16 protein-coding genes are annotated in these 16568 nt (G+C 67.4%); 13 read left to right on the forward strand and 3 right to left on the reverse strand.

Annotated elements, in window-relative coordinates:
• Positions 1-3: 3 nt before the first annotated feature.
• A complete protein-coding gene (locus tag TW83_RS15560) occupies positions 4-762 on the reverse strand; it encodes a DeoR/GlpR family DNA-binding transcription regulator (protein WP_045983688.1) in 759 nt (252 codons plus the stop codon).
• A 280-nt stretch (positions 763-1042) separates the two neighbouring features.
• Between TW83_RS15560 and glpD the strand changes: the two genes are divergently transcribed.
• The 13 genes from glpD (at position 1043) to TW83_RS15625 (ending at position 14914) form a co-directional block, all read left to right on the forward strand.
• Positions 1043-2632: a glycerol-3-phosphate dehydrogenase gene (gene glpD / locus TW83_RS15565; RefSeq protein WP_239441396.1), complete on the forward strand. Its 1590-nt coding sequence runs from the start codon at positions 1043-1045 to the stop codon at positions 2630-2632.
• Between the two features lie 31 nt (positions 2633-2663).
• Positions 2664-3725 carry an ABC transporter ATP-binding protein gene (locus TW83_RS15570; RefSeq protein WP_045983690.1) on the forward strand — a complete coding sequence of 354 codons (1062 nt, stop codon included), beginning with the start codon at positions 2664-2666 and terminating at the stop codon, positions 3723-3725.
• A gap of 9 nt (positions 3726-3734) precedes the next feature.
• Positions 3735-4805: an ABC transporter ATP-binding protein gene (locus tag TW83_RS15575; protein WP_045983691.1), complete on the forward strand. Its 1071-nt coding sequence runs from the start codon at positions 3735-3737 to the stop codon at positions 4803-4805.
• 9 nt (positions 4806-4814) lie between these two features.
• Entirely contained in the window at positions 4815-5681 is an 867-nt protein-coding gene (locus TW83_RS15580; RefSeq protein WP_045983692.1) for a sugar ABC transporter permease, read from the forward strand.
• Positions 5682-5685: 4 nt separating this feature from the next.
• Complete coding sequence (locus tag TW83_RS15585; RefSeq protein WP_045983693.1) at positions 5686-6495, forward strand: carbohydrate ABC transporter permease; 810 nt, start codon at positions 5686-5688, stop codon at positions 6493-6495.
• A gap of 12 nt (positions 6496-6507) precedes the next feature.
• The gene (locus tag TW83_RS15590) at positions 6508-6780 is read left to right on the forward strand and encodes a DUF2160 domain-containing protein (RefSeq protein ID WP_045983694.1); all 273 of its coding nucleotides are present in this window, start codon (positions 6508-6510) and stop codon (positions 6778-6780) included.
• Positions 6781-6859: 79 nt separating this feature from the next.
• Entirely contained in the window at positions 6860-8563 is a 1704-nt protein-coding gene (locus TW83_RS15595; protein WP_045983695.1) for an ABC transporter substrate-binding protein, read from the forward strand.
• A gap of 67 nt (positions 8564-8630) precedes the next feature.
• Positions 8631-10109 (forward strand): glycerol kinase GlpK, encoded by a 1479-nt coding sequence (gene glpK, locus TW83_RS15600; protein ID WP_045983696.1) that lies wholly within the window; start codon positions 8631-8633, stop codon positions 10107-10109.
• 61 nt (positions 10110-10170) lie between these two features.
• Positions 10171-11118, forward strand: a complete 948-nt coding sequence (locus tag TW83_RS15605; RefSeq protein ID WP_045983697.1) for a nucleoside hydrolase — start codon at positions 10171-10173, stop codon at positions 11116-11118.
• Between the two features lie 174 nt (positions 11119-11292).
• Positions 11293-11547 carry a hypothetical protein gene (locus tag TW83_RS15610; protein ID WP_045983698.1) on the forward strand — a complete coding sequence of 85 codons (255 nt, stop codon included), beginning with the start codon at positions 11293-11295 and terminating at the stop codon, positions 11545-11547.
• A 118-nt stretch (positions 11548-11665) separates the two neighbouring features.
• Positions 11666-12550, forward strand: coding sequence for a LysR family transcriptional regulator (locus TW83_RS15615; RefSeq protein WP_045983699.1), 885 nt, complete (start codon positions 11666-11668; stop codon positions 12548-12550).
• 79 nt (positions 12551-12629) lie between these two features.
• Positions 12630-13562, forward strand: a complete 933-nt coding sequence (locus TW83_RS15620; RefSeq protein ID WP_045983700.1) for an FAD-dependent oxidoreductase — start codon at positions 12630-12632, stop codon at positions 13560-13562.
• Positions 13559-14914: an AarF/ABC1/UbiB kinase family protein gene (locus TW83_RS15625; RefSeq protein ID WP_045983701.1), complete on the forward strand. Its 1356-nt coding sequence runs from the start codon at positions 13559-13561 to the stop codon at positions 14912-14914. The genes TW83_RS15620 and TW83_RS15625 overlap by 4 nt, the downstream gene beginning before the upstream one ends.
• On the opposite strand, the gene TW83_RS15630 is transcribed toward TW83_RS15625, so the two are convergent.
• On the reverse strand, positions 14911-15174 hold the full coding sequence (locus TW83_RS15630; protein WP_045983707.1) for a hypothetical protein: 264 nt from the start codon (positions 15172-15174) through the stop codon (positions 14911-14913). The genes TW83_RS15625 and TW83_RS15630 overlap by 4 nt on opposite strands.
• Before the next feature lie 56 nt (positions 15175-15230).
• Positions 15231-16472 (reverse strand): PqqD family protein, encoded by a 1242-nt coding sequence (locus TW83_RS15635; protein WP_052714938.1) that lies wholly within the window; start codon positions 16470-16472, stop codon positions 15231-15233.
• Positions 16473-16568 lie beyond the last annotated feature (96 nt).

The following is a 16568-nucleotide window of genomic DNA, read 5'->3' on the forward strand; positions in this document are numbered from 1 at the left end:
CATTCAGGGCAGCATCACGCGGGTCTGCCACCCTTCGCAGGCGCGGGCCAGATCGCCGGGCAGGGGGCGGTCGGTGAAGATCGCGTCCAGCTGCGACAGCGATCCGATGCGCGCGGGCGCGCTGCGCGACAGCTTGGAATGGTCCGCCACCAGGAAGGTGCGGCGCGACTGGCGCAGGATGGTCTGGCTGACGCCGACCTCCTGGATGTCGAAATCCAGAAGGTCGCCGTCGCGGTCCAGCGCGGAGCAGCCGATCACTGCCAGGTCGAACTTGAACTGGCGGATGGTCTCGGCCGCCAGCGTGCCGACCAGGCCCCCGTCCGCGCGGCGCAGGCTGCCCCCGGTGACGATCACGTCGCAATCAGTGTTGGCCGCCAGGATGTTCGCCACGTTCATGTTGTTCGTCACCACCAGCAGGTCGCGATGGCCCAGCAGCTCGCGGGCCACGGCCTCGGTGCTGGTGCCGATGTTCAGGAACAGGCTAATCTTTTCGGGCACTTCGGCGGCGCAGGCGCGGGCGATGGCGGTCTTGGCGTCGTGGTGCAGGGCGCGGCGTTCCTCATAGCCGATATTGGCCACGCCCGAGGGCAGGATCGCGCCGCCGTGAACACGCTCCAGCCGGCCGGCCTCGGCGAGGTCGGTCAGGTCGCGTCGGATCGTCTGCAGCGTGACGCCGAAATGCCCGGCCAACCCTTCGACCGTGACCTTGCCGTCGCGGCGGGCGATCTCCAGGATCTCGGGCTGGCGGAAGCTTTGCGACATGGGGCACCCCTTGCGGTTTCGTCGATCTTGCACGACCCGGCCGAACAGGCAAGATGTTCGCTTTGTTGCGGTTTGTGCAGATTGTGCAAGGAATGGCGCGATGTATCGGCATCGGAAACGCCGTTTCTATGCCAATTCAGGGCATAATCCGTGACGTGTTCTCTGTAAGACCATAAGAAACATATGAAAAATACAAATGAACGTAAACGAAAATAAAATCCTTTCTTTTTGGTGCGAACGACGGCACACATAGACAGGGTCCATGAAAGGATGGCGGCGCGTGACGGGTACAGGCAAGACGGTCGATCTGTTCGTGATCGGGGGCGGCATCAACGGTTGCGGGATCGCCCGCGATGCGGCCGGGCGCGGCCTGTCCGTCACCCTGGCCGAGATGGGCGACCTGGCGCAGGCGACGTCCAGCGCCTCGACAAAGCTGTTTCACGGCGGCCTGCGCTATCTGGAGTATTTCGAGTTCCGGCTGGTCCGCGAGGCGCTGATCGAACGCGAGGTGCTGCTGCGCGCGATGCCGCATATCAGCTGGCCGATGCGGTTCGTGCTGCCCTATCACCCCGACATGCGGTTCGAATCGGACACGCCGACCTCCAAGCTGCTGGGCATGGTGATGCCCTGGATGAAGGGCCGCCGGCCCGCCTGGCTGATCCGCTTGGGGCTGTTCATGTACGACACGCTTGGCGGCCGCAAGATCCTGCCCGGCACGCGCACGCTGTCGCTGGACGGCACCCCCGAAGGCGCGCCGCTGCAGGAACGCTTTCACCACGCCTATGAATATTCCGACTGCTGGGTCGAGGATTCGCGCCTGGTGGTCCTGAACGCCCGCGACGCCGAGGCGCGCGGCGCCACGGTGATGACCGGCACAAAGGTGCTGTCCGCCGATCGCCATCCCGACCACTGGATCGTGACCACCCAGGACGTGGCGACGGGCCGGACGACCAAGCACCGCGCACGGATGCTGGTCAATGCGGGCGGACCCTGGGTCGGCGACCTGATCCAGGGCACGATCCGCCTGAATTCGACCGAGGGTGTGCGCCTGGTGCGGGGGAGCCATATCGTGACGCGGCGCCTTTATGATCACGACAAATGCTATTTCTTCCAGGGCACCGACGGGCGGATCATCTTTGCGATCCCCTACGAGACCGACTTCACCCTGATTGGCACGACCGATGCCGACCACCAGGACCCGTCGGTCAAGCCGGAATGCACGCCGCAGGAACGCGATTACCTGCTGGGCTTTGCGAACCAGTATTTCCGCCGCCAGCTGACTGCGGATGACGTGGTCTGGTCCTATTCCGGGGTGAGGCCGCTGTATGACGACGGCGCGCAAAGCGCCACGGCGGCGACGCGCGACTATACGCTGAAGGTCGATCAGACCGGCGGCGCGCCGGTGCTGAACGTCTTCGGCGGCAAGATCACCACCTATCGCCGGCTGGCGGAATCGGCGCTGGCCAAGATCGCGCCGTTCTTTCCGAACCTGCCCGGCGACTGGACGCGTGGCGTTGCGCTGCCCGGCGGGGATTTCCCTGTCGACGGGGTGCCGGCGCTGGTCGCACGGCTGCGCGCGGATCATCCGTTCCTGACTGAAGATTGGGCCCGCCGCCTTGTGCGCGCCTATGGGACCGAGGCCGCGACGATCCTTGCGGGGGCGCAGCAGGCCGCCGACCTGGGCGTCGATTTCGGCGCCACCCTGACCGAGGCGGAGGTCGTGTGGCTGATGGATCACGAATATGCCCGCCGCGCGACCGACGTGGTCTGGCGGCGGACCAAGCTGGGGCTGCGCCTAGACGCCGATCAGGTGCAGGTCCTGGACCAGTGGATACAGGCCCGATGGGCGCAGGGGGCGGCCGCGGAATAGACGCGCCGTCAGGAGGGCCTTGGGAGGGGACATGACGTTAGAATTGCAGGGCGTGACGAAGGTGGTCGAGGGGCAGGCGCATGTCCATCCCACCGATCTGGTGCTGGAACGCGGCACGATGAACGTGCTGTTGGGGCCGACGCTGTCGGGCAAGACATCGCTGATGCGACTGATGGCGGGGCTGGACCGTCCGACCAGGGGCCGCATCCTGTGGGAGGGCCGCGACGTCACCGGCATGCGGGTGCAGGACCGCAAGGTCGCGATGGTCTATCAGCAGTTCGTCAACTATCCGGCGATGACCGTCTTTGAGAACATCGCGTCCCCCCTGCGCCTGATGGGTGTCGACCGCGCCGAAATCGACCGCCGCGTGCGCGAGACCGCCGCGATGATGCGCCTGACCCCCATGCTGGACCGCAAGCCGCTGGACCTGTCGGGTGGCCAGCAGCAGCGCTGCGCGCTGGCGCGCGCGCTGGTCAAGAACGCCGGTCTGGTGCTGTTGGACGAGCCGCTGGCGAACCTGGACTACAAGCTGCGCGAGGAGCTGCGCGTGGAAATCCCGCGCATCTTCGCGGAATCGGGCGCGATCTTTGTCTATGCCACCACCGAACCCGAGGAGGCGCTGCTGCTGGGCGGCAACACCGCGACCCTGTGGGAGGGCCGCTTGACGCAATTCGGGCCGACGCCGCAGGTCTATCGCCAGCCGGTGGATGCGACCACCGCGCGGGTCTTCAGCGATCCGCCGATGAATTTCCTGCCCTTCCAGGTGGCGGGCGGGCGGGCGTCGGTCGCGGGCATGCCCGCGCTGCCCGACGGGCGCTATCTTGCCGGGTTCCGGCCCAACCACCTGCACCTGTCGCGGCATGCCCCCGACGCCGTGCAGTTCGACGCGCAGCTGGTCGTGACCGAACTGACCGGGTCCGAGACCTTCGTCCATCTGGACCATCACGGGCAACGGTGGGTCGGGCTGATCCACGGTGTCCACGAATTGCCCCTGGGGCAGCTGCTGCCGGTCTGGCTGGACCCGCGCCATGTCTATGTCTTTGCCGAGGATGGCCGCATGGTCACCCCCGCCGCCTATGCAAGCGCCGCCTGAGGAGGGGTTATGGCTAAGATCACGCTGGAGAACCTCGCCCATTCCTATTCGGCCCATCCCAAGGGCCCGGAGGATTACGCGCTCAAGGAGCTGAACCACGACTGGCAGGACGGGGCGGCCTATGCGCTGCTGGGGTCCAGCGGCTGCGGGAAATCGACGCTGCTGAACATCATCTCGGGGCTCTTGATCCCGTCGCAGGGACGCATCCTGTTCGACGGGGTGGACGTGACCCGCGCGCCCACCGCCGAACGCAACATCGCGCAGGTGTTCCAGTTCCCGGTCGTCTACGACACCATGACCGTGCGCGACAACCTGGCCTTTCCCCTGAGGAACCGCGGCCGCCCCGAGGCCTATGTGGCCGAGCGTGTGGCCCAGATCGCCGCGATGATCGGGATGGAGCACATGCTGGACCGCAAGGCCCGCGGCCTGACGGCGGATGCGAAACAGAAGATCAGCCTGGGCCGCGGCATGGTCAGGAAGGACGTGAACGCCCTGTTGTTCGACGAGCCGCTGACCGTGATCGACCCTCACATGAAATGGGAGCTGCGCACCCAGCTGAAGAAGCTGCATCACGATTTCGGCCACACGATGATCTATGTGACCCATGACCAGACCGAGGCGCTGACCTTCGCCGACAAGGTTGTCGTCATGTATGACGGCCGCGTGGTCCAGATCGGCACGCCGGAGGAGCTGTTCGACCGGCCGGAACATACCTTCGTGGGCTATTTCATCGGATCGCCCGGCATGAACCTGCTGCCCGCCACCGTGGCGGGATCGCAGGCGCAGGTTCCGGGCGGCACGACCGCGCTGGCCGGGTCCTATGGCACGCTGTCGGGCAAGGTCCAGCTGGGCATCCGCCCGGAACATGTGCGCCTGTCCGCCGATCAGGGCCTGCCCGTGACCATCCGCCGGATCGAGGATGTGGGCCGCCACCGGATCATCCGCGCCGACCTGATGGGGCACGACCTGAACATCATCGCGCCAGAGGATCAGGCCATCACCGCGGACATGACCCGCGCGGTCTTCGATCCGGGCCGCGTGAACATCTATGCCGACGACTGGCGCGTGGCGGCGGCGTAAGGGGGGACCATGGAAAAGACCGTCAATCACAAGGCCTGGTTCCTGGTTCTGCCAGTGCTGGTGCTGGTCGCGTTCTCGGCGGTGATCCCGCTGATGACCGTGGTCAACTATGCGTTCCAGGACACGTTCGGGAACAACGTCTTCTTCTGGAACGGCACGGGCTGGTTCCAGGACCTGCTGTCGTCCGAACGAATGTGGAACGCGCTTGGCCGCCAGCTGATCTTTTCGGCCATCATCATCGCGATCGAGATCCCGCTTGGCATCTTCGTCGCGCTGAACATGCCGAAACGCGGGGTCTGGGCCAGCGTCGTGCTGGTGCTGATGTCGCTGCCGCTGCTGATCCCGTGGAACGTGGTCGGCACAATCTGGCAGATCTTCGGGCGCGTCGACATCGGCCTGCTGGGCTATACGCTGGACGCCCTGGGGATCAACTACAACTATACCCAGAACCCGATCCATGCCTGGGCCACGGTCATCGTGATGGATGTCTGGCACTGGACCTCGCTGGTCGCGCTTCTGGCCTATGCCGGGCTGCAGTCGATCCCCGATGCCTATTACCAGGCGGCGCGGATCGACCAGGCCAGCCGCTGGAAGGTCTTCCGCTATATCGAGCTGCCCAAGATGGCGGGCGTCCTCATGATCGCCATCCTGCTGCGCTTCATGGACAGCTTCATGATCTATACCGAGCCCTTCGTGGTCACCGGGGGCGGGCCGGGCAACGCGACGACCTTCCTGTCGATCGACCTGGTCAAGATGGCGCTCGGGCAGTTCGACCTGGGTCCGGCGGCGGCCTTCTCGCTGATGTACTTCCTGGTGATCCTGCTGATCTCCTGGGTCTTCTACACGGTCATGACCAATCTGGACAAAAGGGGCTGAGAGCATGGGCAAGCGCATCAACGGCAGCGCCGTCGTCATGATCCTGTATCTTCTGTTCCTGATGCTGCCGATCTACTGGCTGATCAACATGAGCCTGAAGACCAATGCCGAGATAACCGGCACCTTCGGCCTGTGGCCCCGGAACCTGACCTTTGCCAATTACGCGACCATCCTGACCGATCCGGCCTGGTACATGGGCTACGTGAACAGCCTGATCTATGTGGTGATGAACACGGTGATCTCCGTGGCCGTGGCGCTGCCGGCGGCCTATGCCTTCAGCCGCTATCACTTCATGGGCGACAAGCACCTGTTCTTCTGGCTGCTGACCAACCGCATGGCACCGCCCGCCGTCTTCGCGCTGCCGTTCTTCCAGCTGTACTCGTCGGTGGGCCTGTTCGACACGCATATCGCGGTGGCGCTGGCGCATTGCCTGTTCAACGTTCCGCTGGCCGTGTGGATCCTGGAGGGCTTCATGCGCGGCGTGCCGAAGGAGATCGACGAGACCGCCTATATCGACGGCTACAGCTTCGGGCGGTTCTTCACCCGGATCTTCATGCCGCTGATCTCGTCGGGGATCGGGGTCGCGGCCTTCTTCTGCTTCATGTTCTCATGGGTCGAACTGCTGCTGTCGCGGACGCTGACCTCGGTCGCGGCCAAGCCGATCGCGGCGACCATGACCCGGACGCAAGGGGCATCGGGCGTCGATTGGGGCGTGCTGGCCGCGGCCGGGGTGCTGACCATCGTGCCGGGTGCCTTGGTCATCTGGTTCGTCCGCAACTATATCGCCAAGGGCTTTGCCCTGGGCCGCGTGTAAGGGGGATACGCCATGTCATGGATGGCCTGGACGCTGCCGACCGCGATCTTCTTCGTCACCATCGCGTTGCTGCTGGTAACCTTCACGGTGCTGGCGGTCCGGTTTCCCGAAACGCCGCGTCGCGGCGTCCTGGGGATCGAGACGACGCGGGGCGACCGTCTGTTCATCACGCTTCTGGGCTCTGCCTTCATCACCCTGGCTTGGCTGGGTCTGACGACGGCGGCACTGCCCTGGGCGATGCTGGTTTGCCTGGTCTGGGCCGCCGCCGTCTTTCGGTGGGTCTGACACAGCGCATTGGCCTGCGGGGGATGAGGGTCCCGCCGGCCGTCTGCCAACCTCGAAAATCCCAGGGAGGGAAAGACCAATGAGCCTGAGATTGCTGTCCACAACCGCGGTGATGCTGGCATTGTCCGGCCCCGCCTTCGCCGACATCGAGGCCGCGCGCGCGTTCCTCGATGCCGAGATCGGCGACCAGTCCGTCCTGACCCGCGAGGAGCAGGAGGCCGAGATGCAGTGGTTCATCGACGCCGCCCAGCCCCTGTCCGGCATGTCGATCAACGTGGTGTCGGAAACGATCACCACCCACGAATACGAAAGCCGCGTCCTGGCGCCGGCCTTCACCGCCATCACCGGCATCCAGGTCACCCATGACCTGATCGGCGAGGGCGACGTCGTCGAGAAGCTGCAGACGCAGATGCAGACCGGCGAGAACGTTTACGACCTCTACATCAACGATGCCGACCTGGACGGCACCCACTGGCGCTATCAGCAGGTCCGCAACATCACCGACTGGATGGCCGGCGAGGGTGCCGATTTCACGAACCCCGGCCTGGACCTGGACGATTTCATCGGCCTAGCGCAGGCGACCGCGCCCGACGACAAGCTGTATCAGCTGCCCGTCCAGCAGTTCGCGAACCTCTACTGGTTCCGCCACGACTGGTTCACCGACCCCGAGATCATGGCCGAGTTCCGCGCCGAATACGGATACGACCTGGGCGTGCCGGTGAACTGGTCCGCCTACGAGGACATCGCCAAGTTCTTCACCGGACGCGAGATCGACGGCCAGCAGGTCTATGGCAACATGGACTATGGCAAGAAGGACCCGTCGCTTGGCTGGCGCTTCACCGATGCGTGGCTGTCCATGGCGGGGGCCAGCGACAAGGGCGAGCCCAACGGCTTCCCGGTCGACGAATGGGGCATCCGCGTGAACGACAACTTCCAGCCGGTTGGATCGTGCATGGCGCGGGGCGGGGCCACGAACAGCCCGGCCGCCGTCTATGCGATCGAGAAGTACATCGACTGGCTGCAGAACTACACGCCCCCGGCCGCCGCGGGCATGACCTTCAGCGAGGCGGGCCCCGTCCCCGCGCAGGGCAACATCGCCCAGCAGATGTTCTGGTACACCGCCTTCACCGCCGACATGGTCAAGGAAGGCCTGCCGGTCATGAACGATGACGGCACGCCGAAATGGCGCATGGCCCCGTCGCCCTATGGCGCCTACTGGGAAGAGGGCATGAAGGTCGGCTATCAGGACGTGGGTGCCGCGACGCTGATGCAGTCGACGCCCGTGGACCGCGCGCAGGCCGCCTGGCTCTATGCGCAGTTCATCGTGTCCAAGACCGTCGACACGAAGAAGAGCCATGTCGGCCTGACCTTCGTGCGTGACAGCACCGTCCGCCACGAAAGCTTCACCGAACGCGCGCCGCAGCTTGGCGGTCTGGTCGAATTCTATCGCTCGCCCGACCGGGTGCGCTGGTCGGATACCGGGGCGAACATCCCCGACTATCCGCGCCTGGCGCAGCTGTGGTGGCAGAACATCGGCGATGCTTCCTCGGGCGCCAAGACCGCGCAGGAGGCGCTGGACGCGCTGTGCGAACAGCAGGAGGACGTGCTGTCGCGCCTGGAGCGGTCCGGCGTGCAGGGTGATCTGGGTCCGGTCCTGAACGAGGAGCAGGACCCCCAGTACTGGATCGACCAGCCCGGCGCCCCCGTCGCCAAGCTGGAGAACGAGAAGCCCGCGCCGGTCACCATCGCCTATGAGGAGCTGATCAAGCGCTGGCAGGAATGATCCCTGCCCATTAGCCTGAAGGGGGCGCGGTCGATCCGCGCCCCCGTTCGTGACGAAAGGACCGCCCATGACCCATATCCTTGCCATCGACCAGGGCACGACCTCGTCCCGCGCCATCGTCTTCGACGCCAAGATGGTCCCCTGCGGCAGCGCGCAGGAGGAGTTCCCCCAGCATTTCCCGCAATCGGGCTGGGTCGAACATGATCCTGCCGACCTCTGGGCCAGCACGGCGGCCACCTGCCGCGCCGCGATCGAGAAATGCGGCAACCCGCGCATCGAGGCCATCGGCATCACCAACCAGCGCGAGACCGTCGTGGTCTGGGACCGCAAGACCGGCAAGCCCGTCCACAACGCCATCGTCTGGCAGGACCGCCGCACCGCCGATTTCTGCCGCGAGCTGGAGGCCGCGGGCCATGCAGACATGATCACCGCCCGCACCGGGCTGCTGGTCGATCCCTATTTCTCGGCCACCAAGCTGAAATGGATCCTGGACCACGTGGACGGTGCCCGCGATCGCGCGCAGGCGGGCGATCTGGCCTTCGGCACGGTGGACAGCTGGCTGATCTGGAACCTGACCGGCGGCGCGGTCCATGCGACCGACGCGACCAATGCCGCGCGCACGATGCTCTATGACATTCACAAGGGCCGCTGGTCGCAGACCATCTGCGGCCTGTTCGACATCCCCATGGCGATGCTGCCCGAGGTCAAGGACTGCGCCGCCGATTTCGGCACCACGCGGCCCGACCTCTTCGGGCGCCCCATCCCCATCACGGGCGTCGCGGGCGATCAGCAGGCGGCGACCGTGGGCCAGGCCTGCTTCGAGCCCGGCATGATGAAATCGACCTATGGCACCGGCTGCTTTGCGCTGTTGAACACCGGGGACAAGCCGGTGGCGTCCACGCAGCGCCTGCTGACCACCATCGCCTATCAGCTGGACGGCAAGCCGACCTATGCGCTGGAAGGCTCGATCTTCATCGCGGGCGCGGTCGTGCAATGGCTGCGCGACGGGCTGAAGATCATCCGCGACGCGAAGGAGACCCAGCCTTTGGCCGAACGCGCCGATCCCGGCCAGCAGGTGATCCTGGTCCCGGCCTTCACCGGTTTGGGCGCGCCCTATTGGTCGCCCGACAGCCGCGGCGCGATCTATGGCCTGACGCGCAACTCCGGTCCCGCCGAGCTGGCCCGGGCCGCGCTGGAATCTGTGGGTTTCCAGACCCGCGACCTCTTGGAGGCGATGAAGGCCGATTGGGAGCCCAAGGGAGAGACCGCGCTGCGCGTCGATGGCGGCATGAGCGCATCCGATTACGCGATGCAGTTCCTGTCCGACATCCTGGGCGCCCCCGTCGACCGGCCCAAGGTGCTGGAGACGACGGCCCTGGGTGCCGCCTGGCTGGCGGGGCAGGGGCCGGGGATCTATCCCGACATGGCCGGTTTCGCCAAGGACTGGTCGCTGGACCGCAGCTTTGCCCCCGCGATGGAGGAGGAGGACCGCGCCGCGCGTTATGACGCCTGGCGCCGGGCGGTCAAGGCCACCATGTCGCTGTGACCGGCTGTTGACGCGGCCCGGTGGGACGTTACATCGGGCCGATCACAGACAGGACAGGACGATGACCCAGCACAATGTGATCTTTGACACCGACCCCGGCGTGGACGACGCGCTGGCCCTCTATTATCTGGTGCGCCACCCGCAGATCGAGCTGCTGGGCGTGACCACCGTCTTCGGCAACGCGCCGGTGGCGATGACCACCCGCAATGCGCGCTTCCTGCTGCAGGCCTGGGGGCATGACGCGCCGGTCCATCGCGGGGCCGAGGGGCCGATGACCCCCGACATGCCGCCCGAATTCTGGCCCACCCACATTCACGGCGACAACGGCCTGGGCAACCACCCCACCCCCGAGGCGCCCGTCGACGGCCCCGACACCGCCGCGCAGTTCCTGATCGACACGATCCGCGCCCATCCGGGCGAGGTGCGGGTGCTGGCCGTGGGGCGCATGACGAACCTGGCGCGCGCGGTGCAGATGGCGCCCGACATCGCAGGCCTGGTGCGCGACGTGGTGATCATGGGCGGCGCCTTCCGCGTGCCCGGCAACATCACCCCCGCGGCCGAGGCCAACATCTGGGGCGACCCGCTGGCCGCCGACGTGGTCTTCGGCGCGGGCTGGCCGGTGGTCGCGGTGCCGCTGGACCTGACCACGCGCACCTTCATGGACAGCGCCACCCTGGCCGATCTGGGCGCGCGGGGCGGCGCGGGGATGCAGCTGGTGGCCGATCTGTCGCAGGGCTATGTCGGCTTCTACCAGGCGGCGGGCTATGACGGGATGCTGGTTCATGACTGCACCGCCGCCGTCTATCTGACCGACCCGGAGATGTTCACCCTGACCCAGGGCGAGGTCCGCGTCCTGTCCGAGGGCATCGCCCTGGGCCTGACGCTGATGAACCCCGCCGACCGCCAGGGCCCCTTGGGCGCATGGGAGGGCCGCCCGCGGCAATCGGCCGCGCTGGACGGTCAGCCCGACGCGATCCTGGCACGCATCGCGCAGGTCTGCACCGCCTGACCGACCGGACGGGACGATCCCGCACGATTGTCCCGTCCCATCGAACACAGAGCGCGCGATTTTGCGCCTAATCTTTCGTTTGTGCCCCCCTTATCTGACAGTCATCGGAACGGACCAGACGCGCATCCGGCGCGCCACCGCTTCCAAGATGTTGCAAGAACAAGGAAAACGATCATGAAAAACTTTGTGTACGCCCTGGCCGCCCTGTCCCTGACCGCTGGTGGCGCGATGGCCGCCGTCAACGGCACCAACGAGCGTCCCTATTCCAGCTCGTCGGTCGAAAAGGTCGCCGAGACCGTCCAGGTTCCGGCCCGCACCGTGATGACCTCGACCGAGCTGGCACGCGCCAACCTGTCGGGCGACGAGATGCTGACCGTGACCAAGATCTCGGGCGACAGCCAGATCGCCGAGATGAACAGCGATCGCTGAGCCGCGTCGTCCCCGGACGATAACGACTGATGACGGGCCGTCACGCAGATGCGTGGCGGTCTTGTCATTTGTGCCGTATGCCCATCCTGATGCGGGACCATCGGGCGGATCGGGACATATGACGGACCTCAAGGCATTGCGCAGTTTCGTGGCCATCATCGACGAGGGCAGCTTTGCCGCCGCCGCACGGCGGATGGGCATCTCCAAAAGCATGTGCAGCAAGATGATCGCCGACCTGGAGGCCGATCTGGGCACGCGCCTGTTGACCCGCACGACGCGCGCCGTCACGCCCACGGCGGCGGGCCTGGGCTTTCACGCGCAGGTGGCCGACATCCTGTCCCGCCTAGACGCCGCGTTCGAGGACGTCCGCGCCGCCTCCAGCCGCCCCTCGGGCCCGCTGAAGCTGGGCGTTCCGGTGCAATACACGCTGAAGGTCTTTCAGCCGCATCTGATGCGCTTCATGGACGAGCATCCCGACATCCAGCTGGATGTGGTGCTGGACGACAGCCGGTCGGACATGACCCGCGACGGTTTCGACGCGGTCATCCGCATCGGCACGCTGGAGGACAGCAGCCTGCATGCCCGCCGCCTGCACGATGCCAACATCATGCTGGTCGCATCGCCCGATTACGTCGCCCGTCACGGCAGCCCGCAGCGCCCCGCCGACCTGCGCGACCACCAGTGCCTGCACTACACCAACCTCAAGGGGCCGGGCACCTGGCCGCTGCGCAGCGGTACCGAGGTCGTCTATCAGAAGATCACACCCGCCTTTTCCAGCAACAACGGCGAATTGCTGCGTGCGCTGGCGGTGGGCGGCAAGGGCATCGCGCTGGCGCCCGAATTCCAGGTGGCCGACGATCTGGCGCGCGGCCTGCTGGTGCCGGTCCTGGCCGATCATGCGTTGCCGGGGGTGCCGATCCATGTCGTCTATTCCAGCCGCAAGCTGGTGACGGCGGCCCTTGCAGCATTCCTGGACTTTGTCGGGCGGCTGGATCTGGCCTGATCCTGCGGGCGGACAGAATGCCGCCTTGCGCCTGTCGTCGCACTCTGTCCTGCTGAGCGCGACAGGAAAGGCGGGCGGCATGGGCGGACAGGTCAGGGTGGCGGTCATCGGCGGGGGCATCACCGGGCTGACCTGCGCGCGGGCGCTGGCGGATGCGGGGCATGCCGTCACGGTGTTCGACAAGGGTCGCGGAATCGGCGGTAGGCTGGCCACGCGCCGCACCGACGACGGGTTGCGGTTCGACCACGGTGCGCAGGTGCTGCCAGCCACCGATCCTGATTTCGCCGCATTGTTGCAGGCGATGGTCCGCGACGGCCACGCCGCGCCGTGGAACGGCGGCATCATCGGCACGCCCGGTATGGCCCAGATCCCCCGCGCGCTGGCGCAGGGACTGGACGTCCGGTCCGGCCTGATGGTCACCGCGCTGGACCGGGACCCCGACGGCTGGCACCTGCGCGGAGAGGGGATCGACCACCGCGCCGACATCGTCGTTCTGACCATTCCCGCCCCGCAGGCGCGTGACCTGCTGGGCGGTGCCCACGCGTTTGCCGCGCCGCTGGCGCAGGTCCGCTATCAGGCCAGCGTGACGGTCATGGCGGGGCTGGACCCCGCCGCTCCGCGCCCCTTCGTCACGCATCGCGGCACCGGACCGTTGGCTTGGGTCGCGCAGGACGGCGCAAAGCCCGGTCGGCAGGGACAGCCGCTGACCACCTGGGTCGTTCAGGCCGACCCGGACTTCAGCATGGCCCATATCGACCTGCCCTTTGCCGAACTGGCGGATCTGATCGTACCACAGCTGCTGGACCTGTTGGGGGCCAAGCCGGATCACCTACGCCACGCCGTCGCGCATCGCTGGCTGTACGCGCAGACCGATGCGGCGCTTGGCCGACCGTTTCTGGCGGATGATGCGGCGGGGCTGATCGTCGGCGGGGATTGGGCGTTGGGACCCCATGCGGAACATGGCTGGGCCAGCGGCCGGGCGATGGCCACGCATCTGCTGGCGCGATCATGACGGAAGACCGCATCCCCCGCCCCGTACCGCAGGGCCGCCTGACGCGGATGCTGCGCCTTGGGGGGCTGGCGGGCGGGATGGGCGGCCGCGCCCTGGCGCAGGGCGCGCGGCAACTGGCGACGGGGCAGCGGCCTTCGGCCCAGGACCTGTTCCTGACCCCCGCGAATGCCGCCCGCTTGGCCGGGCAGCTGGCCCAGATGCGCGGCGCCGCGATGAAGATGGGCCAGTTGGTGTCGATGGAGGCCGGTGACTTTCTGCCCCCCGAACTGACGCAGATCATGGCGCGGCTGCGCGCCGACGCCGATCCGATGCCGCCCAAGCAGCTGCAGGCGGTGCTGGACCGGGCCTGGGGGCCGGGCTGGTTGCGTCATTTCGCCCGCTTTCAGGTCAGGCCGATCGCGGCGGCCTCGATCGGGCAGGTGCACCGCGCGCAAACCCGCGACGGGCGCGACCTGGCGATCAAGGTCCAGTATCCCGGTGTGCGCGACAGCATCGACAGCGACATCGACAATATGGGCCTTTTGCTGCGCATCCCCGGCCTGATGCCGCAGGGGGTCGACCTGCCTGCCCTGATGGACGAGGCGCGCAGCCAGCTGCATGCCGAGGCCGATTATCTGCGCGAGGCCGCACAGATGCGCCTCTATGCCGCCAATCTGGCGGGGCGCGACGAATTCCGCCTGCCGGTGCCCGACGATCAGTTCAGCACGGCCGACGTTCTGGCGATGGATTTCATCGACAGCCACCCGATCGAGGCGCTGTCCGACGCCCCCCAGGCCACCCGCGATCGTGCCGCCCATCATCTGGCCCGTCTGGTCATCGAGGAGCTGTTCCGGTTCGACCTGATGCAGACCGACCCGAACTTTGCCAACTATCGCTGGCAGCCTGACGAGACGCATCCGGATGGCGGGCGCATCGTGCTGCTGGATTTCGGGGCGACGCGCGGCTTTTCGGCGCCGGTGGCCCCGCGCTATCTGACGCTGCTGCGTGCCGCGCTGGCCGATGACCGCGAAGGGGTACGCCGCGCCGCCATCGATATCGGCTATTTCCGCGACCAGACCGATGCCGCGCATCAGGACGTGCTGCTGCAGATCATGGACCTGGCGTTCGATCCCCTGCGCGCGGGCGGCATCATGGACCTGACGCACAGCGACATTCCCCGCCAGGTCGCCGATCTGGCGATGCAGGTGGCCCGCACCCGCACCCGGGCCGAGATGCCCCCGCCCGAAATTCTGTTCCTGCACCGCAAGATCGGCGGGCTGTACCTGCTGCTGTCGCGGCTGCGCGCGCGGGTCGACCTGGATGCACTGATCCGGCCCGACGATCTGACGCGGATGCTGCAGGCGCGGGGCTAGGGCTGGTCCATCTCGTGCAGGCGGTCCTGGGCCAGGCGCAGGATCATGCGGAATTCGTCCGTGACGGTCAGGGCGTGACCCACGCCCTCGGCCGGGACGGCACCGGGATCCTCCTGCCCGTCGCGCAGCGTTTCGCGCTGGTCCAGCCAGTCCAGGACGGGTTGTCGGGCCTGCGGCTCCAGCGCCGCGACCAGCCGCGCCAGCAGGCGGCGTTGCGCGACAAGACGAGCTTCCAGCGTGGCAAGGGCGGTGTCGGTCATCAAGGCCTCCCGGGGCGGACATGCAGCAGGGGCAACGCCGGTGCGGGGCGCGGGGTTCATCCGGTGACGAACCCCTCCTCTAGCAGGTCGCCCATCAGGGCGGCGATGTCGCGGGTCAGGCGGTCGCGGGGGACGTCGGCAAAGACCTCGGCCAGGGTGTCGGCCAGATCGGCGGCGCTGCCGGGGATCTCCAGCAGCGCCCAGACCGCGTGGCCGACCGGGTTCAGGTGCCAGACGACCGGGTCGGCGGGCGTCCACAGGAATGCCCCCGACCCCATGCGCCGCAGCACGATCCCCGGCGCCTGCCGCAGTACCCGGTCGGGATGCACAGGAACGGACCGCCTGTCCGGCGCATGCAGCGGATCGGGCAGCGGGCCGGCCAGCGGCACGTTGGTCTGGGGTGGCGCGTCGGGGGCGAAGGCCCGGCGCAGCAGGGCCACCGCGTCCTCCAGATCGGCATAGACCAGTCTCAGGCAGGTCATCGCGGCGGCCATGTCGCGGGTCTTGGCAAAGGCCTGGTCGGCGCTGCCCAGATCGCCCATGTTCTGCGCCAGCAGGTGGTGCATCGCCTGATCGCGATCCATGCGGTGCAGCGTGGCGGGGCCGATCTGGCGCCGGTCCAGCACGATCAGCGTGCCGGGCCGGGCGTGGGTGCCGTGTGGGGCGACGTTTGGCGCCGCCAGATAGGCATAGCGCCTGTCGCGCGGCCCCGGCGTCATGGCGACATGCCGGCGGAAGGCGGCGGTCGTCCCCTTTGGCAGGGGCAGCCGCAGGCGGGGCGCGATGCCCAGGGCCACGGCCTTCAGGTCGGCGGTCAGCGGCAGCACGTCGTCGCAGAACACCGTGACGTCCGGTTCCGCCGTCAGTCGCCCGATCAGCGTGCTTTTTCCGGCCCGCATCGGACCCGTCAGCAGGATCAGGTTGCCCGCGAAACGGAACGCCCCGCAATGCAGCGCCATGCAGCCCGGACGGTTTGCCAGAAACCCCTCGGACAGATCGGCGATCAGGGCGCAGGCGGCGCTGGCCGCATCCAGCCCCCCAAGATCGCCCTGAAAGAACGGGGAACGCGCGACGAACCCGCCTGGCCCTTGCGTCACCAGCGTCTGGCGGTGGCCCGGTCGTGGCGCGGACATGGTCTGCGGCTGCCATCCGCGGATCGCGCCCATCAGCGCCCTGCGGACCGGCCCCGCACCCTGCAATCGCAGTGACAGGCCGGTGCCGGGAAAGTGCAGATGGCTGTCCGCGCCGGGCGACTGGCGCGCGGCGCGGACGGGGCGGGTTCGGGACGGGGGCGCCATCGTGGATCAGCGCGACGGCTTGGACCAGTCGCGGCGCGTGCCCGGCCGCGAGGGACGGCTGCCGCGCTGGCCGCGAACGCCACGGTTGTCGGGACG

The sequence above is a fragment of the Paracoccus sp. S4493 genome (assembly GCF_000967735.1).
Classification (GTDB): Bacteria; Pseudomonadota; Alphaproteobacteria; order Rhodobacterales; family Rhodobacteraceae; genus Paracoccus; species Paracoccus marcusii.

What these genes read in the sequence shown, in the direction of transcription:
- TW83_RS15560 (WP_045983688.1), bottom strand. Translation starts at nt 762, where the DNA reads ATGTCGCAAAGCTTCCGCCAGCCCGAGATCCTGGAGATCGCCCGCCGC.
- TW83_RS15570 (WP_045983690.1), top strand. Translation starts at nt 2,664, where the DNA reads ATGACGTTAGAATTGCAGGGCGTGACGAAGGTGGTCGAGGGGCAGGCG.
- TW83_RS15575 (WP_045983691.1), top strand. Translation starts at nt 3,735, where the DNA reads ATGGCTAAGATCACGCTGGAGAACCTCGCCCATTCCTATTCGGCCCAT.
- TW83_RS15580 (WP_045983692.1), top strand. Translation starts at nt 4,815, where the DNA reads ATGGAAAAGACCGTCAATCACAAGGCCTGGTTCCTGGTTCTGCCAGTG.
- TW83_RS15585 (WP_045983693.1), top strand. Translation starts at nt 5,686, where the DNA reads ATGGGCAAGCGCATCAACGGCAGCGCCGTCGTCATGATCCTGTATCTT.
- TW83_RS15590 (WP_045983694.1), top strand. Translation starts at nt 6,508, where the DNA reads ATGTCATGGATGGCCTGGACGCTGCCGACCGCGATCTTCTTCGTCACC.
- TW83_RS15595 (WP_045983695.1), top strand. Translation starts at nt 6,860, where the DNA reads ATGAGCCTGAGATTGCTGTCCACAACCGCGGTGATGCTGGCATTGTCC.
- glpK (WP_045983696.1), top strand. Translation starts at nt 8,631, where the DNA reads ATGACCCATATCCTTGCCATCGACCAGGGCACGACCTCGTCCCGCGCC.
- TW83_RS15605 (WP_045983697.1), top strand. Translation starts at nt 10,171, where the DNA reads ATGACCCAGCACAATGTGATCTTTGACACCGACCCCGGCGTGGACGAC.
- TW83_RS15610 (WP_045983698.1), top strand. Translation starts at nt 11,293, where the DNA reads ATGAAAAACTTTGTGTACGCCCTGGCCGCCCTGTCCCTGACCGCTGGT.
- TW83_RS15615 (WP_045983699.1), top strand. Translation starts at nt 11,666, where the DNA reads ATGACGGACCTCAAGGCATTGCGCAGTTTCGTGGCCATCATCGACGAG.
- TW83_RS15620 (WP_045983700.1), top strand. Translation starts at nt 12,630, where the DNA reads ATGGGCGGACAGGTCAGGGTGGCGGTCATCGGCGGGGGCATCACCGGG.
- TW83_RS15625 (WP_045983701.1), top strand. Translation starts at nt 13,559, where the DNA reads ATGACGGAAGACCGCATCCCCCGCCCCGTACCGCAGGGCCGCCTGACG.
- TW83_RS15630 (WP_045983707.1), bottom strand. Translation starts at nt 15,174, where the DNA reads ATGACCGACACCGCCCTTGCCACGCTGGAAGCTCGTCTTGTCGCGCAA.
- TW83_RS15635 (WP_052714938.1), bottom strand. Translation starts at nt 16,472, where the DNA reads ATGGCGCCCCCGTCCCGAACCCGCCCCGTCCGCGCCGCGCGCCAGTCG.